Origin of the sequence: Streptomyces sp. D2-8, from assembly GCF_023184515.1 — a bacterium.
Taxonomy (GTDB): domain Bacteria; phylum Actinomycetota; class Actinomycetes; order Streptomycetales; family Streptomycetaceae; genus Streptomyces.
The window spans coordinates 211,314-235,517 of record NZ_JAAHBP010000014.1 but is presented as its reverse complement, the minus strand read 5'-3'; the positions used below and the strand labels follow the sequence as shown (position 1 = coordinate 235,517).

26 protein-coding genes are annotated in these 24,204 nt (G+C 71.8%); 20 read left to right on the top strand and 6 right to left on the bottom strand.

Features of this window, described 5'->3' with window-relative positions; translation table 11 throughout:
• The first annotated feature begins 58 nt into the window (after nt 1-58).
• Nucleotides 59-469: a hypothetical protein gene (locus tag G3I77_RS25055; protein WP_248507320.1), complete on the top strand. Its 411-nt coding sequence runs from the start codon at nt 59-61 to the stop codon at nt 467-469.
• A 112-nt stretch (nt 470-581) separates the two neighbouring features.
• Here the strand turns inward: G3I77_RS25055 and G3I77_RS25050 are convergent, their stop codons facing one another.
• Entirely contained in the window at nt 582-1,220 is a 639-nt protein-coding gene (locus G3I77_RS25050) for a TetR family transcriptional regulator (protein WP_248507318.1), read from the bottom strand.
• Nucleotides 1,221-1,336: 116 nt separating this feature from the next.
• On the opposite strand from G3I77_RS25050, the gene G3I77_RS25045 reads away from it, so the two are divergent.
• The 3 genes from G3I77_RS25045 to G3I77_RS25035 all read left to right on the top strand — a co-directional run bounded on the left by G3I77_RS25045 (nt 1,337) and on the right by G3I77_RS25035 (nt 3,122).
• Nucleotides 1,337-1,501: a hypothetical protein gene (locus tag G3I77_RS25045; protein ID WP_248507316.1), complete on the top strand. Its 165-nt coding sequence runs from the start codon at nt 1,337-1,339 to the stop codon at nt 1,499-1,501.
• 44 nt (nt 1,502-1,545) lie between these two features.
• Complete coding sequence (locus tag G3I77_RS25040; protein ID WP_248507314.1) at nt 1,546-1,812, top strand: DUF4190 domain-containing protein; 267 nt, start codon at nt 1,546-1,548, stop codon at nt 1,810-1,812.
• A 140-nt stretch (nt 1,813-1,952) separates the two neighbouring features.
• Nucleotides 1,953-3,122 (top strand): cysteine desulfurase family protein, encoded by a 1,170-nt coding sequence (locus G3I77_RS25035; protein ID WP_248507312.1) that lies wholly within the window; start codon nt 1,953-1,955, stop codon nt 3,120-3,122.
• A 56-nt stretch (nt 3,123-3,178) separates the two neighbouring features.
• Here the strand turns inward: G3I77_RS25035 and G3I77_RS25030 are convergent, their stop codons facing one another.
• Nucleotides 3,179-3,844 (bottom strand): N-acetylmuramoyl-L-alanine amidase, encoded by a 666-nt coding sequence (locus G3I77_RS25030; protein ID WP_248507310.1) that lies wholly within the window; start codon nt 3,842-3,844, stop codon nt 3,179-3,181.
• 60 nt (nt 3,845-3,904) lie between these two features.
• On the opposite strand from G3I77_RS25030, the gene mnmA reads away from it, so the two are divergent.
• Nucleotides 3,905-5,035 (top strand): tRNA 2-thiouridine(34) synthase MnmA, encoded by a 1,131-nt coding sequence (mnmA, locus tag G3I77_RS25025; protein ID WP_248507308.1) that lies wholly within the window; start codon nt 3,905-3,907, stop codon nt 5,033-5,035.
• Between the two features lie 57 nt (nt 5,036-5,092).
• Here the strand turns inward: mnmA and G3I77_RS25020 are convergent, their stop codons facing one another.
• Together G3I77_RS25020 and G3I77_RS25015 are read right to left on the bottom strand one after the other, a co-directional pair.
• Nucleotides 5,093-5,875, bottom strand: coding sequence for an alpha/beta fold hydrolase (locus G3I77_RS25020; protein ID WP_248507306.1), 783 nt, complete (start codon nt 5,873-5,875; stop codon nt 5,093-5,095).
• Between the two features lie 61 nt (nt 5,876-5,936).
• Nucleotides 5,937-6,260 (bottom strand): DUF427 domain-containing protein, encoded by a 324-nt coding sequence (locus G3I77_RS25015; RefSeq protein WP_248507304.1) that lies wholly within the window; start codon nt 6,258-6,260, stop codon nt 5,937-5,939.
• 81 nt (nt 6,261-6,341) lie between these two features.
• Here G3I77_RS25015 and G3I77_RS25010 point away from each other — a divergent pair, with 81 nt between their 5' ends.
• From G3I77_RS25010 to G3I77_RS24985, 6 genes are all read left to right on the top strand, one after another.
• The gene (locus G3I77_RS25010) at nt 6,342-7,145 is read left to right on the top strand and encodes a class I SAM-dependent methyltransferase (RefSeq protein ID WP_248507301.1); all 804 of its coding nucleotides are present in this window, start codon (nt 6,342-6,344) and stop codon (nt 7,143-7,145) included.
• A complete protein-coding gene (locus G3I77_RS25005; protein WP_033313276.1) occupies nt 7,142-7,681 on the top strand; it encodes a TIGR00730 family Rossman fold protein in 540 nt (179 codons plus the stop codon). Before G3I77_RS25010 ends, G3I77_RS25005 begins: the two co-directional genes overlap by 4 nt.
• A gap of 34 nt (nt 7,682-7,715) precedes the next feature.
• The gene (locus G3I77_RS25000) at nt 7,716-8,405 is read left to right on the top strand and encodes an SDR family oxidoreductase (protein WP_248507299.1); all 690 of its coding nucleotides are present in this window, start codon (nt 7,716-7,718) and stop codon (nt 8,403-8,405) included.
• A gap of 31 nt (nt 8,406-8,436) precedes the next feature.
• Nucleotides 8,437-9,444: a methionine synthase gene (locus tag G3I77_RS24995; RefSeq protein WP_248507297.1), complete on the top strand. Its 1,008-nt coding sequence runs from the start codon at nt 8,437-8,439 to the stop codon at nt 9,442-9,444.
• 15 nt (nt 9,445-9,459) lie between these two features.
• Nucleotides 9,460-11,655, top strand: a complete 2,196-nt coding sequence (ligA, locus tag G3I77_RS24990; protein WP_248507295.1) for an NAD-dependent DNA ligase LigA — start codon at nt 9,460-9,462, stop codon at nt 11,653-11,655.
• Nucleotides 11,656-11,915: 260 nt separating this feature from the next.
• Nucleotides 11,916-14,195, top strand: a complete 2,280-nt coding sequence (locus G3I77_RS24985) for a bifunctional diguanylate cyclase/phosphodiesterase (RefSeq protein WP_248507293.1) — start codon at nt 11,916-11,918, stop codon at nt 14,193-14,195.
• Between the two features lie 198 nt (nt 14,196-14,393).
• Here the strand turns inward: G3I77_RS24985 and G3I77_RS24980 are convergent, their stop codons facing one another.
• Complete coding sequence (locus G3I77_RS24980) at nt 14,394-14,981, bottom strand: TetR/AcrR family transcriptional regulator (RefSeq protein WP_248507291.1); 588 nt, start codon at nt 14,979-14,981, stop codon at nt 14,394-14,396.
• 88 nt (nt 14,982-15,069) lie between these two features.
• On the opposite strand from G3I77_RS24980, the gene G3I77_RS24975 reads away from it, so the two are divergent.
• The 5 genes from G3I77_RS24975 to gatB all read left to right on the top strand — a co-directional run bounded on the left by G3I77_RS24975 (nt 15,070) and on the right by gatB (nt 19,106).
• The gene (locus tag G3I77_RS24975; RefSeq protein ID WP_248507290.1) at nt 15,070-15,441 is read left to right on the top strand and encodes a DUF4267 domain-containing protein; all 372 of its coding nucleotides are present in this window, start codon (nt 15,070-15,072) and stop codon (nt 15,439-15,441) included.
• Between the two features lie 104 nt (nt 15,442-15,545).
• Nucleotides 15,546-15,842: an Asp-tRNA(Asn)/Glu-tRNA(Gln) amidotransferase subunit GatC gene (gatC, locus tag G3I77_RS24970; protein ID WP_018531282.1), complete on the top strand. Its 297-nt coding sequence runs from the start codon at nt 15,546-15,548 to the stop codon at nt 15,840-15,842.
• 5 nt (nt 15,843-15,847) lie between these two features.
• The gene (gatA, locus tag G3I77_RS24965; protein ID WP_248507289.1) at nt 15,848-17,341 is read left to right on the top strand and encodes an Asp-tRNA(Asn)/Glu-tRNA(Gln) amidotransferase subunit GatA; all 1,494 of its coding nucleotides are present in this window, start codon (nt 15,848-15,850) and stop codon (nt 17,339-17,341) included.
• Nucleotides 17,338-17,577 carry a hypothetical protein gene (locus G3I77_RS24960; RefSeq protein WP_248507288.1) on the top strand — a complete coding sequence of 80 codons (240 nt, stop codon included), beginning with the start codon at nt 17,338-17,340 and terminating at the stop codon, nt 17,575-17,577. The genes gatA and G3I77_RS24960 overlap by 4 nt, the downstream gene beginning before the upstream one ends.
• A gap of 14 nt (nt 17,578-17,591) precedes the next feature.
• Nucleotides 17,592-19,106 (top strand): Asp-tRNA(Asn)/Glu-tRNA(Gln) amidotransferase subunit GatB, encoded by a 1,515-nt coding sequence (gatB, locus tag G3I77_RS24955; RefSeq protein ID WP_248507287.1) that lies wholly within the window; start codon nt 17,592-17,594, stop codon nt 19,104-19,106.
• Nucleotides 19,107-19,171: 65 nt separating this feature from the next.
• On the opposite strand, the gene G3I77_RS24950 is transcribed toward gatB, so the two are convergent.
• Entirely contained in the window at nt 19,172-19,972 is an 801-nt protein-coding gene (locus tag G3I77_RS24950) for a methyltransferase domain-containing protein (protein WP_248507286.1), read from the bottom strand.
• Nucleotides 19,973-20,163: 191 nt separating this feature from the next.
• On the opposite strand from G3I77_RS24950, the gene G3I77_RS24945 reads away from it, so the two are divergent.
• From G3I77_RS24945 to G3I77_RS24930, 4 genes are all read left to right on the top strand, one after another.
• Nucleotides 20,164-20,520 (top strand): hypothetical protein, encoded by a 357-nt coding sequence (locus G3I77_RS24945; protein WP_248507284.1) that lies wholly within the window; start codon nt 20,164-20,166, stop codon nt 20,518-20,520.
• 158 nt (nt 20,521-20,678) lie between these two features.
• The gene (locus G3I77_RS24940; protein WP_248507282.1) at nt 20,679-22,925 is read left to right on the top strand and encodes an MMPL family transporter; all 2,247 of its coding nucleotides are present in this window, start codon (nt 20,679-20,681) and stop codon (nt 22,923-22,925) included.
• Entirely contained in the window at nt 22,903-23,475 is a 573-nt protein-coding gene (locus G3I77_RS24935; RefSeq protein ID WP_248507280.1) for a GNAT family N-acetyltransferase, read from the top strand. The genes G3I77_RS24940 and G3I77_RS24935 overlap by 23 nt, the downstream gene beginning before the upstream one ends.
• 35 nt (nt 23,476-23,510) lie before the next feature.
• Nucleotides 23,511-24,047, top strand: a complete 537-nt coding sequence (locus G3I77_RS24930; protein ID WP_248507279.1) for a hypothetical protein — start codon at nt 23,511-23,513, stop codon at nt 24,045-24,047.
• The last annotated feature ends 157 nt before the right edge of the window (nt 24,048-24,204 follow it).

The following is a 24,204-nucleotide window of genomic DNA, read 5'->3' as shown; positions in this document are numbered from 1 at the left end:
GCGGCGTTGGTTGAGTACTCGCCTCAGGACTCCCTCATCCTCCCTGGAGCTGTCTCTCATGAAGCGTGTGCGTCTCCTCCCCGCCGTGGCCCTGCTGGCGCTCTCGCCCCTGGCCCTGGCGGCCTGCGGCTCGGGCGACTCCTCGTCCTCCTCGAACAGTGGCGGCGGTGCTGGGCAGCAGGCCTGCCAGGCGCCGTCGGGGGCGGCTTCGGGTGCTCCGTCCGGTGCTCCTTCCGGCGCGCCCTCCGGTGCCCCGTCGGGCGCCGCCTCCGCGGGTGCCAAGCCGACGGGTACGCCGTCCGGGGCTCCTTCGGGGATGCCCAGCGGCGCTCCGGGAGGCGGTCAGGGTGGCCAGGGCGGCCCCGGTGGCGGCCAGGGCGGCGGCTGCGGCGGCCCGGGTGGCGGCGGCCAGGCCGCGGGCGGGCAGGGCCAGGGGCAGCAGCCTCAGCAGTCGCAGAAGGAGCGGTAGGCGCAGTAGACGCAGCAGGCGCAGGAAGGCCGACCCGGGCCCGCCCGGGGGCACGGCTGGGGCGGCGCGTCCGGTGAACGGGCGCGCCGCCCCTGTGCGTTGCCCGAGGGTGTCAATCCAGCCAGTGTCGCCGGCCGAGGCCGATCAGCCGCATCTGGCGGGTCGCCAGCTGGGCGACGTGCCGGGTCCGGTCCGGACGCTCCTCCTCCGGCCCCTCCAGGGCCTCCAGGAACAGCGACGCCGTGCTCAGCATCTGGTCGACGTAGAGGTGCGCGAGCATCAGCAGGTCGTCCTCGCTCCAGCCGCTCGACACCGGGTCCTTGGCCAGTTCGTCCTTGACATCCTGGGCGAACCGGGCCAGTTGCTCCCGTATCGCCTCCCGGACCGGCTGAACTCCGCCATGTCGTTCACGGGCGATGAAACGGACATGCGCGGGGTACCCGTCGACGTGACGGGCGATCAGGTCGATGGTGCGCGTGACGCGTTCCTCGCGGTCGCCCGTCGTGGACACCGTCGTCCGGATCATCGGGTGCAGGCTGCCCAGCGCCTCCTCGACCAGAGCCACGCCCAGATCCGCCGTGGAGCGGAAGTGGCGGTAGAAGGCGGTCGGGGCGACGCCGACGGCACGGGTGACCTCGCGCAGTCCCAGGCTGCTCAGGCTCTGCTCCTCCAGCAGCCCCAGGGCCGCGTCCAGGAGTGCCTGCCGGGTCTTCTGCTTCTGGGCCTGCCGGATGCCGAGGGTGTGACTCATACCATGCAGTTAACAACTGTTCTCTGGAATTGGAAAGTCGTAAGAAGCGTTAGACTGGGAAGTCAGTGAACAACTGTAACTACAATCGTTCACCGAAATCCTGGGGGCTGTTACCCGTGCTGTTCATCGTCGCCGCACTCCTGCTGCTGGGTGTCGTCCTGGGCACCGTGGCCCACGCGCCGCTCAGCTTCTCCGTCGCCGTCGGCGCCGTCATCGCCGTCTGGCTCGGCATCTTCGCGCTCCGCGAGCGCGGCCGCCGGCGCCACACGCAGGCCCACTGACACCGACCGCCACCCCTTCGATCCGACTTCGGGAGCCGATCATCATGCAGCTCACCGCTCCGGCCTCGCGCCGCACCGGCATCCGTGACACCGACGGCATGGCCGTCGCGTCCTTCATCCTGGGCCTGCTGGGCCTGCTCGTGCTCAACCTCTTCCTCGGCCCGATCGCCATCGTGCTGGCGAGCGTCGCCCTGTGGCGCGGCACCGAGCGCCGCGGCCGCGCGCTGCTGGGCCTGGGCCTGGGCGTCGCCGACCTGCTGGTCCTCGCGGCCTTCATGGAGTTCGACAGCACGATCTCGTGGAGCATCTGAGCCGCCGTCGGACTACCGTCCGCCGGTACGCCGCGGCCGGGCCCGGGGACGACGGGCCGTCGCCGCGCCGGACAGCGGTGCGCGTTCGGCCAGCCTTGATCTGAGGCCGGTCGCAGGGGAGCCGTAGAATCAGGCTCACCATGGCTTACCTCGACCACGCCGCGACCACCCCGATGCTCCCCGAGGCGGTAGAGGAGCTCACCGCCCAGCTGGGTGCCACCGGCAACGCGTCCTCCCTCCACGCATCCGGCAGGCAGGCCCGCCGCACCGTCGAGGAGGCCCGCGAGACCCTCGCCGAAGCCCTCGGCGCCCGCCCCAGCGAGGTCGTCTTCACCTCGGGCGGCACGGAGGCCGACAACCTCGCCGTCAAGGGCCTTTACTGGTCACGCCGCGACACCGACCCGGCCCGTACCCGCGTCCTCGCCAGCCCCGTCGAGCACCACGCGGTTCTCGACGCCGTGCACTGGCTCGGCGAACACGAGGGCGCCACCATCGAGTACCTGCCGGTCGACTCCCACGGCCGCGTCCACCCGGACGCCCTGCGCGAGGCGATCGCCCGCAACCCCGACGACGTGGCCCTCGCCACCGTGATGTGGGCGAACAACGAGATCGGGACGATCCTGCCCGTCCGTGAACTCGCCGACGCGGCAGCCGAGTTCGGGGTCCCGCTGCATTCGGACGCCGTCCAGGCCTTCGGTCAGGTCCCGGTCGACTTCGCCGCCTCCGGCCTCGCAGCGATGACGGTCTCGGGCCACAAGATCGGCGGCCCCTACGGCATCGGCGCGCTGATCCTCGGCCGTGAGCACACCCCCGTACCGGTCCTGCACGGCGGCGGTCAGGAGCGCCATGTGCGCTCCGGCACCCTCGACGTGCCCGCCGTCGCCTCCTTCGGCGTCGCCGGGCAGCTGGCCGCCGAGCAGCGCGAGTGGTTCGCCCGCGAGATCGGCGCCCTGCGCGACGCCCTCGTCACCGCGGTCCGGTCGGCCGTGCCGGACGCGATCCTCGGCGGCGACCCGGACCCGCAGGGGCGCCTTCCGGCCAACGCGCACTTCACCTTCCCCGGCTGCGAGGGCGACTCCCTGCTGCTCCTGCTCGACGCCCAGGGCATCGAGTGCTCCACCGGCTCCGCCTGCACCGCCGGCGTCGCCCAGCCCAGCCATGTCCTCCTGGCCACCGGCACCGATCCCGACCTGGCCCGCGGCACCCTGCGCTTCTCCCTCGGCCACACCTCCACGGAGGCCGACGTCGAGGCCCTGGCGAAGGCCATCGGCCCGGCGGTGGAACGGGCGAGGGCGGCGGGGCTGACGTAGCACCGCCCGACGGGAACCCAGGCGGCGGTCGGGAACTCGGGAACCGGACCGTACGGTCAGGCCGGTGTCGTACGCGCCCGCCGTATCAGGCGCATGTACTTCTCCCAGTCCCAGTGCCGCCCCGGGTCCGTGTGGTCCGTGCCCGGGACCTCCACGTGGCCGATGACGTGCTCGCGGTCGACGGGGATGTCGTAGCGGGCGCAGATCCGGGCCGTGAGACGGGCCGAGGCCTCGTACATCTCGTCCGTGAGGTCCTGCGGGCGGTCCACGAAGCCTTCGTGCTCGATGCCGACACTGCGTTCGTTGTAGTCGCGGTTGCCCGCGTGGTACGCCACGTCCAGCTCGCGGATCATCTGCGTGACATGCCCGTCCTGGCGGACGATGTAGTGCGCGGCCGCCTTGTGCCCCGGGTCCTGGAAGGCCTTCACCGCGCTGTCGAAGCTGCCCTGCGTGACATGGACGACGACCATGTCTATGCCGTAGTCGTCGGGGCGGTCCGCGCGCCGCCAGTTCGCGTCCGACGCCGCCACCCAGCGCGCGCCCGTGTAGTCGACCTCGCCCTCCTTGCGCGGCTTCTCGACGCCCGGAGCGCGCCACCACAGGCGCGCCAGCTCGTCCCTGGCGAGCACGGCGGAGCCCGCCGCGGCCACCGTGCCGCCGATCAGCAGCGCGCGGCGGCCGACCTTCCGGTCGCCGTCCTTCGAAGCCTTCCGCTCTCCCATGTGATCGTCAACGGATACCCGGCGGCCCTGGTTCCCGCGCCCCCGTACCCTGGAAGGGTTATGACTGAAACCCCGCAGCGCCCCCGCCCCCTCCGCGTCCTGGCCGCCATGTCCGGCGGAGTCGACTCCGCCGTCGCCGCCGCCCGCGCCGCCGAAGCGGGTCACGACGTGACCGGCGTCCACCTCGCGCTCTCCGCCAACCCCCAATCCTTCCGGACCGGCGCGCGGGGCTGCTGCACCATCGAGGACTCACGCGACGCCCGCCGCGCCGCGGACGTCATCGGCATCCCGTTCTACGTGTGGGACCTCGCCGACCGCTTCCGCGAGGACGTCGTCGAGGACTTCGTCGCCGAATACGAGGCGGGCCGCACCCCCAACCCCTGCTTGCGCGGCAACGAGAAGATCAAGTTCGCCGCCCTCCTCGACAAGGCGCTTGCGCTGGGCTTCGACGCGGTCTGCACGGGCCACTACGCCCAGGTGATCGTGCGCGAGGACGGCACCCGCGAACTGCACCGCGCCTCCGACATGGCCAAGGACCAGTCGTACGTCCTCGGCGTGCTGGACGACCGGCAGCTCGCCCACGCCATGTTCCCGCTCGGCGACACCGTCACCACCAAGGACGAGATCCGCGCGGAGGCCGAGCGCAGGGGCCTGGCCGTGGCCAAGAAGCCCGACTCGCACGACATCTGCTTCATCGCCGACGGCGACACCCAGGGCTTCCTGGCGGACCGGCTCGGCAGGTCCGAGGGCGACATCGTCGACGAGACCGGCGCGAAGCTCGGCACGCACGAGGGCGCGTACGGCTTCACCATCGGCCAGCGCAAGGGCCTGCGCATCGGCACCCCGGCCCCCGACGGCAAACCGCGCTACGTCCTCGACATCTCGCCGGTGGACAACACGGTGACCGTCGGCCCGGCGTCCGCCCTGGACGTCGGCGCCCTCACCGCCGTCAAGCCCCGCTGGTGCGGCGCCGCCCCCACCGGCCCCGGCACCTACACGGCCCAGCTGCGCGCCCACGGCGGCGAGACCGAGGTGAGTGCCGAGGTCGTCGACGGCTCCCTGGAGGTCACCTTCACCGAGCCCGTCCGCGGCGTCGCCCCCGGCCAGGCGATCGTGCTGTACGACGGCACGCGCGTGGTGGGTTCGGCGACGATCGCGTCGACGACCCGGGCGGCGGCGGGCGTGGCCTGATCCCGCTGCGGGGCCCGGGGGCGGGCTCCACGCGCGCGTGCCCCCGCGCCCCCCGCCTCAGTCCCGGCTGAAGAACTCCGTGAGCACAGGCGCCAGCACGTTCGGCTCGACCATGTGCGTCTGGCCCTGGAGCGTGCGGTACGTGCCCTCGGGGACCGAGTCCGCGATCGCCCGGGCCGCCTCGCGCAGCCAGGCCGGGCTCGCGTCGCCCGCGACCGCCAGGACGGGCACGTCGACCGAGCCCAGCCGGGAGCGGGGGACCCGGCCGTCGCGCATCACGGCGTCGTCGTAGGCGAGGCTCGAGGCCATCGTCTCCATGCCGGCCCACATGGGGGACTGGCGGGCGCCCTGGATGACCCCTTCGGCCAGGCCGGTCAGCCGCAGGAACAGTTCGACCGCGTCCCCGCGCCGCCCCTCGCCGAGCGCCTCCGTCAGCCGCTCGGTGTACTCCGCTCGCTCCTTGGCGCCCTCCTCGGACATCGCGAACGGCGTCTCGTAGACGGCCACGCGCCGCACCGGCAGTCCGCTCGCCGCCGCCTCCAGTGCCAGCGCCCCGCCCGAGGAGATGCCGTACAGCAGCGCCTCACCGCCCACCGCCTCGATCACCGCGGCCAGGTCCTCGACCTCACGCTCCACGGCGTACGGCGCGGTGTCCGCGCTGGCGCCGCGGCCCCGGCGGTCGTACACCACTGCCTGGAAACGCTCCGAGAGCGACACGGCCAGCGGCGCCAGAGTGCCGCCCGTCGACATCGCGCCGCTCACCAGGACGACCGCGGGGCCGCGTCCGGTGCTCTCGTAGGCGATGCGGGTGCCGTCGCGCGAAAGGATCTTCTTGTCCATGCTCATGCAGACTGCCGCACGGCGCGGTTTTCATCGGTGAGGCGGGCGGCGCGTCAGCCGATCAGAACACTTCCACCTCGTAGAAGCACAGGTGGTCCTTGATCTCGGCGACGTCCGGCTTGGGGTCCGGATACGCCCAGACGAGGTCCGGCGCGTCCGGCAGCGACCAGTAGGAGGCGGTGCCCTTGAACGGGCAGTACGTCTGGGCGTCGGAGGGCGTCAGCAGGTCCAGGCGCACGTCCTCGGGCGGGATGTAGTACCGCTCGGGACAGCCCGTCTCGCGCAGGACCAGCGACCGGTCGCTCTCCGCCAGCACCTGCCCGCCGCGCACCACGCGCACGTGCCCGCCGCTCCGCTCGATGGTGATGCGATGTCCTCTGGTCACGATCGCCCCTCCTTGGGTAGCCGACTCCTCCGGTACAGCGCAGGCTGAAGCGGAGTTCTTCCCTCGCCGCAGGAGGCCCTTATGCGCGCCACGGAAACGGCCGGAAACCGCTCCCGCCTGCTCCACCAGGTCCGTTACGCCCTGCGCCACCCGAAGCGTGTGCCCGCGCACGCCCGGCGCGCGGTGCGGGACGCCTGGCTGCGGCTGCGCCACCCCGACCACATCGCGTACTACCGGGCCGTCATGGCCTCGGACGCGGCCCGCAGCACCGAGGCGGCGGTGGGGCACAACCCCTCGCGCGAGCAGTGGGCGCGGATCGGCCGCATGCAGTTCGACTACCTGGTGGGCCACGGCCTCCAGCCGCACCACCGGATGCTGGAGATCGGCTGCGGCAACCTGCGCGCCGGGCGGCTGTTCATCGACCACCTCGACACCGGGCACTACTACGGCATCGACATCTCGCCGCACATCCTGCTCGCCGCCCAGGACACCCTCGTGGCCGAGAGGCTCCAGCCCAAACTGCCCTACCTGGCGCTCGCCGACGACCTCACCTTCGCCTTCCTGCCGGACGCGCACTTCGACGTCGTGCACGCGCACAGCGTCTTCTCGCACTCGCCGCTGCACGTCATCGAGGAGTGCTTCGCCCACGTCGGCCGGATCCTCGCACCCGGCGGGTTCTTCGACTTCACCTTCGACCGCACCGAGGGCGAGGAGCACCAGGTCCTGCACGAGGACTTCTACTACCGGACGCGGACCCTCACCGACCTCGCCGCGCGGCACGGCCTGACCGCCCGGTTCATGGACGACTGGGAGCGCCTGCCCCACCGCCAGTCCAAAATGCGGGTCAGCGTCACGGTGGACCGGGCCCGTACGGTGGGCCCATGAACATCTGTGTCTTCCTGTCCGCCGCCGACCTCGACGAGCGCTACACCCGCCCCGCGCGGGAGTTCGCGACACTGCTGGGCAAGGGCGGTCACACGCTCGTCTGGGGCGGCTCCGACGTCGGCCTCATGAAGGTGGTCGCCGACGGGGTGCAGGAGGCGGGCGGCCGGCTGGCCGGCGTCTCCGTGCAGTTCCTCGCGGCCAAGGCCCGCCCGGGCGTCGACGAGATGGTCGTCGCCAAGGACCTCGCCGAGCGCAAGAAGCTGCTCCTGGAGAGGGCCGACGCCGTGGTGATCATGGTCGGCGGCACGGGCACGCTCGACGAGGCGACCGAGATCCTGGAGCTGAAGAAGCACGGGCACACCGACAAGCCGGTGGTCCTGCTCAACACCGCGGGCTTCTACGACGGCCTGAAGGAGCAGTTCCGCCGCATGGACGCCGAGGGCTTCCTGCCCCGCCCGCTCACCGACCTGGTGTTCTTCGCCGAGGAGCCGGTCGGCGCACTGGCCTACCTGGAGGAGAGCCGGGGCATCGAGTGACCAAGGCCCCGGCGCTGATGCGAGCATGGCGGGCATGGCTACTCATGTGATCACCGGAGCCGGCTCCGGCATCGGCGCGGCCGTGGCCCGCCGCCTGCACGCGCGCGGGGACGACCTCGTGCTGCACGCGCGCGACGCGGGCCGCGCGAAGGAGCTGGCGGCCGATTTCCCCGGGGCGAAGACCCTGGTCGGCGACCTCGCCGACCCCGACAAGCTGTCCTGGGCCTTCTCCCACCAGTCGCTGCCGGACCGCGTCGACTCGCTGCTGCACATCGCCGGCGTCGTCGACCTCGGCCCGGTCGGCGAGCTCACCCCGAAGACCTGGCGCCACCAGCTCAACGTCAACCTGGTCGCCCCCGCCGAGCTGACCCGCCACTTCCTGCCCCAACTGCGCGCCGCCCGCGGCCACGTGCTCTTCGTCAACTCCGGCGCTGGCCTCAACGCCCACGCCGGCTGGTCCGCGTACGCCGCCTCCAAGCACGGCCTGAAGGCCCTCGCCGACTCCCTGCGCCACGAGGAGCACGGCAACGGGGTCCGCGTCACCTCGGTCTACCCCGGCCGCACGGCCAGCCCCATGCAGGCCAAGGTCCACCAGCAGGAGGGCAAGGAGTACGACGCCGCGCGGTGGATCGACCCGGAGTCGGTCGCCACGACGATCGTCATGGCCCTGGACCTGCCGCGGGACGCGGAGGTCAACGACCTGACGGTGCGCCCGGGGAGCTGACCCCGGTGAAGCCCCTGCGTAGGCTTCTCCGGTGAGCGAAAACAGCCAGTTCAGGTTCGGCACGGCCACCGGCGTGGGATCCATGCCGGGCGGCGACGCCCGTGAGGCCGCCAAGACCGTCACCGGCACCTTCGAGGACTTCCCCTTCCTGCCCGAACTGCCCGCCCGGGGGCCCGGCGCGGACATGATCGGGCGGAGCGCCGGCATGCTCGTCGAGCTGTACGCGCGCGTGGAGCCCAGCGGATGGCGGCTCGGGGACCGGCCGGGGCGCGACACCAAGCGGGCCCGCTCCTGGCTCGGCGAGGACCTCGACGCACTGGAGGAGTTCACGCAGGAGTACGAGGGGCCGCTGAAGGTCCAGGCCGTCGGCCCCTGGACCCTCGCCGCCAACCTGGAGCTGCGAGGCGGCGAGGTGGCCCTCTCCGACCCGGGGGCCTGCCGTGACCTCGCCGCCTCCCTCGCCGAGGGCCTGCGTCTGCATCTCGCCGAGCTGCGGCGGCGGATCCCCGGCGCGCAGCTCGTCCTCCAGCTCGACGAGCCGTCCCTCACCGCCGTCCTGCGCGGCCAGGTGAAGAGCGCCAGCGGCTACCGCACCCACCGGGCCGTCGACCGGCAGCTCGTCGAGCAGACGCTGCGCGACCTCGTCGGGGTGCACACGGCCGGCCCGGTCGTGGTCCACTCCTGCGCCCCGGACGTGCCGTTCGCCCTGCTCCGCCGGGCCGGCGCCGCCGCCGTCTCCTTCGACTTCTCCCTGCTCACCGAGCGTGACGACGAGAGCATCGGGGAGGCCGTGGAGGGCGGGACCCGGCTCTTCACCGGTGTCGTCCCGGGCACGGAGGGCCCATTGTCAGACCCTGCCGGTAGCGTCATGGGTGTCAGGACGCTGTGGCGCAGGCTGGGGCTGTCACCGGGGCTTCTCGCGGAGGCGGTCACGGTCACCCCGGCGTGCGGACTCGCGGGGGCCTCCCCGGGGTACGCGCGCACGGCTCTCGCGCACTGCGCCCGGGCGGCGAGATCCCTCGCGGACAACCCAGAGTAACGGGAGGACGACACGGTGGCCGGCGACAAGCAAGCGGAGACGACGACGGTGCCCGCAGAGGCACGGGAGAAGCACGCGCGCCTCGCGGAGCAGGTCGAGGAGCACCGCTTCCGCTACTACGTGAACGACGCTCCCGTCGTCAGCGACGCGGAGTTCGACCAGCTGCTGCGTTCCCTGGAGGCGTTGGAGGAGGAGTACCCGGAGCTGCGCACACCGGACTCGCCGACCCAGAAGGTCTCCGGGTCCTACGAGACGGAGTTCACGGCGGTCGCGCACCGCCAGCGGATGCTCTCCCTCGACAACACGTTCAACGACGAGGAGATGGCCGCCTGGACGGAGCGCATCGCCAGGGAACTGGGCGAGCAGGACTACCACTTCCTGTGCGAGCTGAAGGTCGACGGCCTCGCCGTGAACCTCACCTACGAGCACGGCCGCCTCACCCGCGCGGCCACCCGCGGCGACGGCCGCACCGGTGAGGACATCACGCCGAACGTGCGGACGATCGCGGAGATCCCCGACCGCCTCAAGGGCGACTCCGTCCCCGACCTCGTGGAGATCCGCGGCGAGGTCTACTTCCCGATGGAGAAGTTCCAGGAGCTCAACGCCCGCCTCGTCGAGGCCGGCGACAAGCCGTTCGCCAACCCGCGCAACGCGGCGGCCGGTTCACTGCGCCAGAAGGACCCGCGCGTCACCGCCACCCGCCCCCTGCACATGGTGGTCCACGGCATCGGCGCCCTGGAGGGCTTCACCGGCCTGACCCGTCTCTCCCAGGCCTACGACCTGCTGGGGGCCTGGGGCCTGCCCACCTCCCGGCACAACAAGGTGGTCGACGGCCTGGAAGGCATCCGGGAGTTCATCGCCTACTTCGGCGAGAACCGCCACTCCGTGGAGCACGAGATCGACGGCGTGGTCGTCAAGCTCGACGAGATCCCCCTCCAGGGCCGCCTCGGCTCCACCTCGCGCGCCCCGCGCTGGGCGATCGCGTACAAGTACGCGCCGGAGGAGGTCAACACCAAGCTCGTCAACATCCGCGTGGGCGTGGGACGCACGGGCCGCGTCACCCCGTACGCCCAGGTCGAGCCGGTCACGGTCGCGGGCTCCGAGGTCGAGTTCGCCACGCTGCACAACCAGGACGTGGTCAAGGCCAAGGGCGTCCTCATCGGGGACACGGTCGTGCTGCGCAAGGCCGGTGACGTCATCCCGGAGATCCTCGGCCCCGTCGCCGACCTGCGCGACGGCAGCGAGCGCGAGTTCGTCATGCCGAGCGAGTGCCCCGAGTGCGGCACGGCGCTGCGGCCGATGAAGGAGGGCGACGTCGACCTGCGCTGCCCGAACGCCCGCACCTGCCCGGCCCAGTTGCGCGAGCGCCTGTTCTACCTCGCGGGCCGCAAGGCCCTGGACATCGAGCACTTCGGCTATGTCGCCGCGGCCGCCCTCACCGCCCCGCTGGAGCCGAAGACGCCGCCCCTGGTCGACGAGGGCGACCTGTTCGACCTCACCATCGAGCAGCTGCTGCCCATCAAGGCGTACGTCCTCGACCCGGACAGCGGGCTGCCCAAGCGGGACCCGAAGACGGGCGAGGAGAAGGTCGCCACGATCTTCGCCAACCAGGAGGGCAAGCCCCGCAAGAACGCGGTTGCCATGCTGGAGAACATCGCGGCGGCCAAGGAGCGCCCGCTCGCCCGCGTCATCACCAGCCTGTCGATCCGTCACGTCGGCCCCGTCGCGGCCGAGGCGCTGGCCCGCGAGTTCCGCTCGATCGAGCGCATCGACCAGGCCACGGAGGAGGAGCTGGCGGTCACCGAGGGCGTCGGCCCGACCATCGCCGCCTCCCTCAAGCAGTGGTTCGCCGAGGACTGGCACCGCGACATCATCCGTAAGTGGAAGGCCGCCGGCGTCCGCATGGAGGCCGAGAGCACCGGCGAGGACGAGGGGCCGCGCCCCCTCGAAGGCCTCACGGTCGTCGTCACCGGCACCCTCGAGCACTTCACGCGGGACGGCGCCAAGGAGGCGCTGCAGAGCCGCGGAGCGAAGGTGACCGGCTCGGTTTCGAAGAAGACGTCGTTCGTCGTCGTGGGTGACAGCCCCGGGTCGAAGTACGACAAGGCGATGCAGCTGAAGGTTCCGGTCCTGAACGAGGAGGGTTTCGGCGTCCTGCTGGAGCGGGGACCGGACGCGGCGGCCGAAGTCGCTCTTTCGGCCGAGGAGTAGCGGTTGAAGGCCACCCGTTCGGCGCATACCAGATGCATACGGGTGGCCAGGGCGCATTCGGGCAACCGTTGGCGACCGCCGCCCGTGGAAGCCTTCTGCGGCCTACTGTTGAGATGTGCGCCTGCCGTGCCCAGCTGCGGTCGGGGCATCTTCGTGCTCGCACAGAGCGCGGGGAAGGGTTTTCCAACGCGGGCCGCCCGAAGGGTTGTCGGGCACCGGGCCGCGGGGCGTGGGCACCGCCGGCTGTGAGAGGGACGGGAATGGAACCGACCGAGAGCGCCGTGCCGGGCTCACGGCTGCACCTGCGCCGCATGGCGGTCGCTTGGCGTGCAGTCCGTGGGGCCGTGCGGCCGGCGGGGCGTCCGGGTGCGGAGGTGCGCGCCGTCGGACAGTACACCCCGGACGGGCGCGGCGGCGGGGGGCGCGCCGCGGACGGGCCCGGAGCACAGCCGATCACCGAACGCACGACCGGACTGACCGGCGCGGACGACGCCGACGGCGAACGGCGCCACTCCTGGCCCGCGCTGCCCGCGGCCGTCGTCGCGGCGGCCGGGTTCGTCCTGGGCGCCGGTTTCTACCGCGGCTTCACCGGCGGCCACGCGCTCTTCCCGGCCGGCACCGCCGGCTGGTCGCTGGCCGTGCTCACCGGCATCATCGTCGGCCACCTCGTCATGCTGGGCCGCTCCCGCTGGTGGGGCGGCACCGGCTCCGGCGCCGCCCTCACCCTCGCCGTGCTGCTGCTCTACGGCTGGGTTCCGGCCGGCATGGTCAGCCTCACGGTCGTCGTGCTGGTCGGCGTAGCCCGTCGCAACCGCTGGCGCCAGGGCGTGCTGCACGGCGCGGTCGACCTCCTCGGCATCGGCGCCGGCGCGCTCGTGCTGGCCGCCTTCGGAACCGTGCCGTCCGTCGAGTCCCCGGCGGAGCCCGCCGCCTGGACACTGGCCACCGCACCCCAGGTGGCCCTGGTCGCCGTCGCCTACCTGCTGGTCACCCGCGTCCTGCTCTGGTACCTGCACGCCCCGCGCCCCGGACTGCCCACCGTCGCCCGCACCGCCCTGGTCAGACAGGGCCTGGTCGCGGTCGCGCTGCTGGGGATCGCGCCGCTGGTCTGCGTGGTCGCCGTGGCCAAGCCGATCCTGCTGCCGCTGTTCTCCATCCCCCTGATCGCCCTGGACTCCACGCTGTGGATAGCCCGGGCCCGGGCGGAGGAGCAGCTGCGCGATCCGCTGACCGGGCTGCCCAACCGGCAGTGGCTGCTGGAGCGCATCTGGACCGCGCTGGACGACGCGGAGCGGATCAACGCCCGCGCCGCCCTGATGCTGATCGACCTCGACCGGTTCCGGTCGGTCAATGACACGCTCGGTCATCTCGCCGGTGACCGGCTGCTGCTCCAGATCGCCGACCGGCTGCGGGTGGCGCTGCCGCGCGGGGCGGAGGCCGCCCGGCTCGGCGGGGACGAATTCGCCGTCTTACTCCCGGTCGCCGACTCCACGACCTCCGCGACCCGGGTCGCCCGCAACCTCGTCGCCGCCCTCAGCTCCCCCCTCGACCTCGACGGCCTCACCCTCGTCCTGGAGGCCAGCGCCGGAGTCGCCGTCTTCCCCGACCACGCCCTGGACGCCGAAGGTCTGCTGCGGCGGGCGGACGTGGCGATGTACCAGGCGAAGCGGGACCGCACCGGCGTCGAGGTCTACGAGTCCAAGCGCGACTCCAACACCCCCGACCGCCTCGGCCTGCTGGGCGATCTGCGCCGCGCCCTCGACGCGCACGAGGTGCATCTGCACTACCAGCCCAAGGTCCGCTTCGACGGGCAGGTCGCGGGCCTGGAGGCCCTGGTCCGCTGGGTGCACCCCGAGCGGGGCAAGGTGCCGCCGGACGAGTTCATAGCGATCGCCGAGTCCTCGGGCCTGATGCCCCACCTCACCGAGTACGTGCTGGAGACCGCGCTCGGCCAGGTCGCGCGCTGGCGGGAGCAGGGCCTGTTCGTCCCGGTCGCGGTGAACGTCTCCCCGCGCGATGTGCACACCCCCGGCTTCGCCGGCTCCGTCGCCGCCCGGCTGGCCCGGCACGGCGTCCCGGCGGGAGCGCTCCAACTGGAGATAACGGAACACGTCCTCCTGGAGGACCCGCAGCGCGCCGCCGACACCCTCAACCAACTGACCGCGCACGGCGTGAAGATGTCCCTCGACGACTTCGGCACGGGCTATTCCTCGCTCGTGCACCTGCGCCGGCTCCCGGTCAGCGAGCTCAAGATCGACCGTTCGTTCGTGGCCCGGCTCGCGGTCGACACCGAGGACGCCGAGATCGTGCGCTGCACGGTCGACCTCGCCCACTCCCTCGGCCTGCTCGTCGTCGCCGAGGGCGTCGAGGACGACGAGACCTGGGAACGCCTGCGCGACCTCGGCTGCGACGCCGTGCAGGGGTGGCTGGTCGCGGCCGCGATGCCCCCGGAGGAGACCACGGCGTGGCTGCGGGCGCGGGGGCCCCGAGGGTGGCAGCGGCCGCGCGCCGCGCTGCCCGCGGCGACAGCCGACGAGTGACCCTCCCGCCCGCCGTTCCGCTCATCCGGCTGTGCGATTCGGCCGAGGGGTGAGGCTCTCCCGCCCGAGGTCGCCCGGCACTCGGGCCTCCCGGCCGTGCGGCGGGGTACGGCGGCAGCGGTTCGTGCCCCGCGGCACGTCCCCACGGCTCCGCTCCGCCCCCTCCGTCCGGTTCGTCCGGTCCTTCTGGATGAGCGCTCAGTCCGTGCCCTGAGGCACGAAGTGGTCGATGAACAGCGCCAGCCGTCGCTCGTGCGCCTCCTCGGGCAGCCGGCCGCTGCGCATCAGGGTCACCAGCCCGTGCAGTCCGGCCCAGTACGTCTCCGTCAGCGCTCCCATGTCCTCGCCCTCGGCCGCGATCGGCCGGACGGCCTGCACCAGCTCGCCGAAGGCGGCCTGGAGGGCCGCCGGCGCCTCGGGGGTGGCGAAGGGCAGGTCCACGGCGAGCGTGAAGATCACGTCGTAGAGCGCGGGCCGCCGCCGGGCGAAGGCGGTGTACGCCGCGCCCACCGCCGCCAGCGCCTCGCGGGTGCTCCCGGTCGCCGTGCGGGCCGCCCGGAGTTCGTCGGCCAGGTCCGCGCAGCCCTGCACCGCCACCGCCGCCATGATCGCGCCCTTGCCCTTGAAGTGGCTGTAGAGGACCGGCTGGCTGTACTCGATCTCATCGGCGAGCCGACGGGTGGTGACCGCGTCCCAGCCCTCCGCCTCCGCCAGTTCCCGTGCGGCCGTCACGATCAGCCGCTCGCGTTCGGCTCGTTCGCGCTCCCGGCGCGTCTGGATCGTCATGAGCGAAATTCTAGCACCGCTAGCGTTCCTGTCGGCGCTCTGCTAGCTTCGCTCAAATCGCTAGCACCGCTAGAAACGAGGAGAAGACGTGACCGTCGCCGCCTACACCCTGGCCGTCGTGCTCAACCTGTTCTGCCTGTTCCTCGGCTACCGGTTCCTGTTCCAGCCCGCCCCCTCCGCCGCCGGTTACGGCGTCCCGGCAGACCCCGGCGGCGACGCCGGCGCCTACCTGACGATCAAGGGCCTGCGAGACGGAACCTTCGGGCTCGTCGGCCTGGCGCTGCTCGCCTTCGCGGGGGCCCGGGCCGAGGCCTGGTTCATGCTCGGCGTGGCACTCGTACCGCTCGGCGACACGCTGATCGTGCTGCGCCACGGCGGTACGAAGGCGGTGGCCTTCGGGATCCACTTCGCCACCGCGGTCGTCGTCCTGATCACTGCCGGACTGCTCTTCGCGGTCTGAGCGCGCCCCATGAGCCTCCGGCGCGGCAAACCGTTTAACGGGCACGGCCCCCCGCCCCATAGGATTGGGCCACACCACATTCACTCACCCCAGAGGATCGCTGCATGCCTGGCATCACGCGCGAGGAGGTCGCCCACCTCGCCCGGCTGGCGCGTCTGGAGCTGAAGCCCGAAGAGCTCGACCACTTCGCGGGACAGCTGGACGACATCATCGGCGCGGTCGCCCGCGTCAGCGAGGTCGCCGACCAAGACGTACCGCCGACCTCGCACCCCCTCCCGCTGACGAACGTCATGCGGGCGGACGAGGTCCGTCCGTCGCTCACCCCCGAGCAGGCGCTCTCCGGCGCCCCGGCCCAGGAGCAGCAGCGTTTCAAGGTGCCGCAGATCCTGGGGGAGGACTAATCGCCATGACGGACATCATCAAGCTCACGGCCGCCGAGACCGCCGCGAGGATCGCCTCCGGCGAGCTCACCGCGGTGCAGGTCACCGAGGCCCACCTCGCCCGCATCGAGGCCGTCGACGAGAAGGTGCACGCCTTCCTGCACGTCGACCGCGAGGGCGCCCTCGCCCAGGCCCGCGCCGTCGACGACAAGCGCGCCAAGGGGGAGAAGCTCGGCCCCCTGGCCGGTGTGCCCCTCGCGCTGAAGGACATCTTCACCACCGAGGGCATCCCGACCACCGTCGGTTCGAAGATCCTCGAGGGCTGGATCCCGCCCTACGACGCGACGGTCACCCAGCGCCTGAAGGCCGCCGACGTGGTCATCCTCGGCAAGACCAACATGGACGAGTTCGCCATGGGGTCCTCCACCGAGAACAGCGCCTACGGCCCGACCGGCAACCCCTGGGACCTCACCAAGATCCCCGGCGGCTCCGGTGGCGGTTCGTCCGCCGCGCTGGCCTCCTTCCAGGCCCCGCTCGCCATCGGCACGGACACCGGCGGTTCCATCCGCCAGCCCGCCGCCGTCACCGGCACGGTCGGTGTGAAGCCGACGTACGGCGGGGTGTCCCGGTACGGCATGGTCGCCTTCTCCTCCTCCCTCGACCAGGGCGGGCCCTGCGCCCGCACGGTCCTGGACGCGGCCCTGCTGCACGAGGTCATCGCCGGGCACGACCCGCTCGACTCGACCTCCATCGACGCCCCGGTCCCGCCGGTCGTCGAGGCCGCCCGCAACGGCAGCGTCGAGGGCATGCGCGTCGGCGTCGTCAAGCAGTTCCGCGGCGAGGGCTACCAGGCCGGCGTCATCCAGCGGTTCGACGAGTCCGTCGCGCTGCTCAAGGAGCTGGGCGCCGAGATCGTCGAGCTGGACTGCCCGTCCTTCGACCTGGCGCTGTCGGCGTACTACCTGATCGCGCCCTCCGAGTGCTCCTCCAACCTCGCCCGCTTCGACGGCCTGCGCTACGGCCTGCGGACCGGCGACGACGGCACCAACTCCGCCGAGGCGGTCACCTCCCTGACCCGCGAGGCCGGCTTCGGCCCCGAGGTCAAGCGCCGCATCATGCTCGGCACCTACGCCCTGTCGAGCGGCTACTACGACGCCTACTACGGCAGCGCCCAGAAGGTCCGCACGCTCATCAAGCAGGACTTCGACAAGGCGTTCGAGCAGGTCGACGTGATCGTCTCCCCGACGACCCCGACCACCGCCTTCGCGATCGGCGAGCGCGCCGACGACCCGATGGCGATGTACCTCGCCGACCTGTGCACCATCCCGACCAACCTGGCGGGCAACGCGGCCATGTCGCTGCCGTGCGGTCTCGCCCCGGAGGACAACCTCCCGGTCGGCCTGCAGATCATCGCCCCCGTCATGAAGGACGACCGCCTGTACAAGGTGGGAGCAGCCGTCGAGGCCGCCTTCGTGGAAAAGTGGGGCCACCCGCTGATCGAGGAGGCTCCGTCGCTGTGAGCGCACTGTCCAAGGCCAAGGGCTTCAAGAAGTCCAAGTCCGGTCTGTACGTGTCGATGGCCACGTCGGCCTTCGGCGCCGTCGGTGTCTACAAGCAGATCAAGAAGGCCCGCGGAGACAACGACACGCTGCGGCTGCTCGACGCCGTCGTGACCGGAGCGGCTGTCGTCACCAACCTGGCCATTCTCTACCGCGAGCTGAAGCAGCTGGGCGACGACGACGTCCTGTTGGGCTGAGAGGGAAGTTCACCGTGACCACCACGACCGACCTGGTGTCGTACGAGGACGCACTCGCGTCGTACGACCCCGTCATGGGCCTCGAGGTCCATGTCGAACTCGGCACCAAGACCAAGATGTTCTGCGGCTGCTCGACCGCCCTCGGCCAGGACGCCAACGCGCAGACCTGCCCGGTCTGCCTCGGCCTGCCCGGCGCGCTGCCGGTCGTCAACGCCACCGGCGTCGAGTCCGCGATCAAGATCGGCCTCGCGCTGAACTGCGAGATCGCCGAGTGGTGCCGCTTCGCCCGGAAGAATTACTTCTATCCGGACATGCCGAAGAACTTCCAGACCTCCCAGTACGACGAGCCGATCGCCTTCAACGGCTACCTCGACGTGCAGCTGGAGGACGGTGAGACCTTCCGCGTGGAGATCGAGCGCGCCCACATGGAGGAGGACACCGGCAAGTCGACGCACGTCGGCGGTGCCACCGGCCGCATCCATGGCGCCTCGCACTCGCTGCTGGACTACAACCGCGCCGGCATCCCGCTCATCGAGATCGTCACCAAGCCGATCGAGGGCGCGGGCGAGCGTGCCCCCGAGGTCGCGCGGGCCTACGTCCGTGAGCTGCGCGAGCTCATCAAGGCGCTCGGCGTCTCCGAGGCCCGGATGGAGATGGGCCAGATGCGCTGCGACGTGAACCTGTCGCTGCGCCCGAACGGCACCGAGAAGTTCGGCACGCGTTCGGAGACGAAGAACGTCAACTCGCTGCGGTCCGTGGAGCGCGCGGCCCGCTTCGAGATCCAGCGGCACGCGGCCGTGCTGTCGTCCGGCGGCACGATCATCCAGGAGACCCGGCACTTCCACGAGGACACGGGGTCGACGACCTCGGGCCGTGTGAAGGAGGAGGCCGAGGACTACCGGTACTTCCCGGAGCCCGACCTCGTCCCGGTGGCCCCGTCCCGTGAGTGGGTCGAGGAGATCCGGGCCGGGCTGCCCGAGCTGCCGCTGGTCCGCCGCAGCCGGCTCCGCGAGGAGTGGGGCGTCTCGGCCACCGACATGCAGGCGATCCTCAACGCCGGTGCGCTGGAGCCCATCGTCGCCACGATCGAGGCCGGGGCCGACGCGGCCTCCGCCCGCAAGTGGTGGATGGGCGAGCTGGCCCGCAGCGCCAACGAGTCGGGCAAGGCGCTCGACGAACTGGCGATCACGCCGGCGCAGGTCGCCCGGGTCACCGAGCTCGTCGCGAAGGGCGACCTGAACGACAAGCTGGCCCGGCAGGTCATCGAGGGCGTCCTCGCGGGCGAGGGCACCCCCGACGAGGTCGTCGACAAGCGCGGTCTGAAGGTCGTCTCCGACGAGGGCGCGCTGGGCACGGCCGTCGAGGAGGCCATCGCCGGCAACCCGGCCATCGCGGACAAGATCCGCGGCGGCAAGGTGGCCGCGGCCGGCGCCCTGGTCGGCGCGGTCATGAAGGCCACGCGCGGCCAGGCCGACGCGGCCCGCGTCAAGGAGCTGATCCTGGAGAAGCTGGGCGTCAGCGAGGGCTGATCCCCAGGGGACCCCACAGGGGGGATGCACCGGCTCGGTGCATCCCCCCTGTGCTTGTTCGTTTCCTAGTGCCTGCGTCCCACGACCCGGACGAAGCCGAGCGTGGAGCCCTGGTCGAGACGCAGCATCTCGGCCGACCGTCCGGCCATCCGGATGTGGAACTCGTCCGTGTGCTCCTCGGCCACGACCTCGCTCCACCGCAGCCAGTCGCGCCAGCCGTCCTCCAGCCAGTCCGCGGTCTCGACCTCCACTCCGCCGCGGGTCCAGTGGCGCCGCCACCAGGCCGCCGTGTGGAAGCACCAGAATCCGGGCTCCCAGTACGGCTCGAGATGCTCCGGCGGCTCGACGCCGTCGATCTCCTCGCGCAGCGCCGGTACGACGACGCCGATCCGCCCGCCGGGCTTCAGCAGCCGCGTCAGCTCTGGCAGGTACAGGTCGTTCGTGCCGAAGTACTGGTAGGCGTCGATGGAGACGATCGCGTCGAAGCTGCCCTCGCCGAAGGGCAGGTCGTGCGCCTCGGCGTGCACGGGCAGGACACGGTCGGTGACGCCCGCCTCGGCGATGCGCCCGGCGTTCTCGTCGGGCTTGATCCACAGGTCGGCGGCGGTGACCTGCACGTCGTATTCCTTGGCGAGGAAGATCGACGTCATGGCGCGTCCGCAGCCCAGGTCGAGCACCCGGGAACCGGGGCTCAGGGTGTCGAGCCCCAGGGCGGGGGCCAGCCACTCCAGCAGCCACAGCGCGTGCGGGCCCATCTGGTTGTCGATGGTCCAGCGGGCGTCGTAGCCGTTGCTGCGGGGGTAGCCGGGGTGGCTCACACGGTCAGAGAGGGGGTCGTTCGAGGTCCGGGAAGTGATGTCCGACATCGGTGAACGGGCTCCTTGAGTCCTTGATGAAGAAAGGGGATGCGTCGGAGCTCGGTCGGACCGTCAAACAATGCACCTGCTTCGGCTGGGCGGCGGGAGGCCGCGGGCATTTCTCGGACCGACGGACGCTAGCAAGCGGTCCGACGGACCCGCACCCGGTTTTCCCCGCCCGGCGCGCTACCGTCTCGGCCATGAGTGGACGTGCTGATTCCGACACCGACCCAGAGATAACGGACTCGGAGGCGGCCGCCGAGCAGGACGTCGAGCAAGGCGCCGAGCAGGACGAGGCCGACGATCCCCTGGAAGACGCCCGCCGGGCCCGCTGGACGGCGGCGGGCACCGGCGCCGCACTGACCCTGGCCGGTCTGGCCGCGGCGCTGCTCCGCCTCACGCGCTCGGCACCGGCCCTGGTCCCGGCCGCGTACGCCGGCGGGGCCGCCGTATGCGCTGCCGCCGCCGTGCTGGGCTCCCGCGGCCGCACCCGGCGCGCACTGTGGCTGCTGATCGCGGGCGTGATGGTGATGGCGCTGGGGGACCAGTTCGACTGAGTCCGGCCGCTGTGAATAAGCCCACGAAAGCGACAAATGATCTCGTGAGCCTGTAAGAGTGATGGCGCATTGCTCATGCGTTCTTTGCTGGCTGTTCAGTTCATGCACGACTGTTCCCGGCCAAAGATCCACACAAGGCAACTCCGGGAGCACGATTCGTGGCAGCCCTCGCACGCTGGTGTGTCCAGCGCCGTCTGCTCAGCGTCCTGCTGTGGCTCCTCGCGTTCGCGGGGATCGCCGCGGGCGCCGCCGTCGCCGGCACCACGTACTCGAACGACTACGAGGTCCCCGGTACCGAGTCGGGCCGCGCCACCGAGCTGCTGCACGAGGGCTTCCCGCAGCTCGGCGGTGACAGCGACACCGTCGTCTGGCACACCACGTCCGGCAGCGTCCGCGCCGCCGACGTCGAGCAGGCGATGACCCGCACCCTGGACCGGATAGAGAACCTCCCCGGCGTGGCCTCGGTCACCAGCCCCTACGACGGGCCGGGCACGGGCCGCATCAGCGGGGACGGCCGTACCGCGTACGCCTCGGTCACCTTCGACGACCGGGCCGAGGACATCGCCGAGGGCGAGGCGCGGGCCGTCGTCGACACCGCGAAGAGCGCCGAGAACGACGGGCTCCAGGTGGAGCTGGGCGGCAGCGCCGTCGCGCTCACCGAGTCCTCCGGCGGGCACCTCGCCGAGATCGTCGGCGTGATCGTCGCAGCCGTCGTGCTGTTCCTCGCCTTCGGCTCGCTCGCCGCGTCCCTGCTGCCCATCGCCACCGCCCTGGTCGGCGTCGGCACCGCCTACGCCGGGATCGTGCTGCTCGGGCACGTCATGACCGTCGCCGACTTCGCACCCATGCTGGGCCTGCTCATCGGGCTCGGCGTCGGCATCGACTACGCGCTGTTCATCGTCACCCGGCACCGGCGCGGGCTGAAGCGCGGGCTGTCCGTCACCGAGGCCGCCACGAACGCCGTCGCGACCACGGGACGGGCGGTCGTGTTCGCGGGTGCCACCGTTTGCATAGCCCTGCTGGGCATGCTGATCCTCCGGCTGAGCTTCCTCAACGGCGTCGCCGTCGCGGCCAGCCTCACGGTGATCCTCACCGTCGCCGCCTCCGTCACGCTGCTGCCCGCCCTGCTGTCCTTCATCGGCATGCGCGCGCTCAGCCGCCGTGAGCGCCGCCGCCTCGCGGAGCACGGGCCCGAACCCGAGGTGCCCACCGGCTTCGCGGCCCGCTGGTCGGCCTTCGTGGAACGCCACCCCAAGGTGCTCGGCGCGGTCGCCCTGGTCGTCATGGCCGTCCTCGCGCTGCCCACCCTCTCCCTGCACCTGGGCACCTCCGACCAGGGCAACGGACCGCGGACGGCGACCACCCGCCAGGCCTACGACCTGCTCGCCGACGGCTTCGGCCCCGGTGTGAACGGCCCGCTCACCCTCGTCACGAAGGTCGACGGTGGCGACGACAAACTCGCCCTGGACAACCTCGACGGCACGCTCCGCGCCACCGACGGCGTCGCCTCGGTGACCCCGGTGACGTTCGACTCCGGCGGCCACACCGCCTACCTCACCGTCGTCCCGGAGTCCTCCCCGCAGTCACTGGCGACCAGCGACCTCGTCGACCGGCTGCGCGGCGAGGTGCTGCCGCGCGCCGAGTCGGGCACCTCGCTCGACGTGCAGGTGGGCGGTATGACGGCCGGCTACGACGACTTCGCCGACGTCATCGTCTCCAAGCTGCCCCTGTTCGTCGGGGTCGTCATCGGTCTGGGCTGTCTGCTGCTCCTGCTCGCCTTCCGGTCCGTCGGCATCCCGCTGAAGGCCGCCCTGATGAACGTCGCCGCCGTGGCCTCCGCCTTCGGCGTGGTGGTCGCGATATTCCAGTGGGGCTGGGGCAGCGAGCTGCTCGGCCTCGGCAGCGCGGGGCCCATCGAGCCCTTCCTGCCCGTGATCATGGTGTCGGTGCTCTTCGGCCTCTCCATGGACTACCAGGTCTTCCTGGTCAGCCGGATGTACGAGGAGTGGCTGGAGAGCGGCGACAACCGGCGGGCCGTGCGCGTCGGCCTCGCCGAGACCAGCCGGGTGATCAACTCGGCGGCGGTCATCATGATCTCCGTCTTCCTGGCCTTCGTGCTCAGCGGCGACCGGGTGATCGCGATGTTCGGCATCGCCCTGGCCGCCGCCGTCGCCCTGGACGCCTTCGTCCTGCGCACCCTCCTCGTCCCGGCCCTGATGCACCTGCTCGGCGGCGCCAACTGGTGGCTGCCCGGCTGGCTGGACAAGCGCATGCCGCGCCTCAGCATCGAGCCGCCCGAGAGCCGTGCCGCCCATGAGAGGCTGGCCGCCGCGACGGACGCCGAGGTGGCGGACGTCCTGGCGGAGGAGGAGCGGCAGCGGGATGTACGCGATATCGCTGGGTGACGACGCCGAACTGAGGCCCCTGGAGTCCTGGCACGCCGGGGAGTTCCTGGCGCACCTGGAGCGGGGGCGGGAGTTCATCGGGCAGTACATCCCGTTCGGGACGACCGAGACGGACCTGCTCTCGGCCCGTGCGAAGCTCCAGCTCTACGCCGACATGCGCGCCGCCGACACGGGGTCCCTGCACGGCCTGTGGCTGGAGGGGACGCTGGTGGGCGGGGTGCTGTTCCTGAACTTCGACGCGGCGACCGGAAACTGCGAGGTCGGCTGCTGGCTGGAGCCCGCCGGAACGGGCCGGGGCCTGGTCACCCGCGCGATGCGGGTCCTCATCGACTGGGCCGTCGAGCAGCGCGGCATCCACCGCGTCGAGTGGGTCGCCGCCTCCGGCAACCAGCCGAGCCTGAACGTGGCGCGGCGACTCGGTATGACCCGTGACGGTGTGCGACGCGAGGCACACCCCTATGGTGGCGTACGGCACGATCTCGAAGTCTGGTCGGTGCTGGCGCCCGAGTGGCGCGCCGCACGCGCGCGTGCCGCTCACGACGATCATTAAGAGACTTCTCAGACAGCGACCCTACGGTGCGAGACATGGCTACGAACGCAGTGGACGAGACCGAGGCCACCAAGGCCACGACCGACGAGAAGGCGGTGGACACCACCGAGTCCGACGAGGTGCACCAGACCGAGGTCCCGGCCGCGGCCGACGACGCGCAGACCAAGGAGGAGAGCCCCTCCGGCATCGGCCAGGGCGCTGCCGCCGTGGTCTCCGCCGCGCTGGGCGTCGTCTCGCTCACCGGCAGCTGGGTCGGCACCGTGGCCGCCGCGCGCCAGAACCTCGTCGGTCAGCTGGAGACCGCGCAGAACGCGGGCGTGGCCCAGCAGATCCAGGCGGTCTACGGCGACGCCTGGCAGACCACCGCCCTGTGGGGCGGCCTGTTCGCGCTGATCGCGCTGGTCGTCGGTGTCGTGACGCTCGCCCGCCCCGCGTTCGGCACGCCGGGCAGGATCCAGGCCCCCTGGATCAAGTCCGTCGCCTGGGCGGGAGTCGCGCTCGGCGTCATCGGCCTGCTCCTGGCCGTCCTCAAGTACACCGGCATCCTGCTCGGACTGCCGTCCGCGAGCTGAGAGCCCGCAGGTCCTGAGGGGTCTTAGGCGTTCCGTAAGCACCTTACGGAGCCCCTGAGGCCCCTCAGCCGTGTCTAAGGCCCCGTGCGCCGCCGAAGATGCGGAACTCTCCCGATGTGGCGGCCCCACCTGGGAGACGAGAGTGAGGTCATCGCGG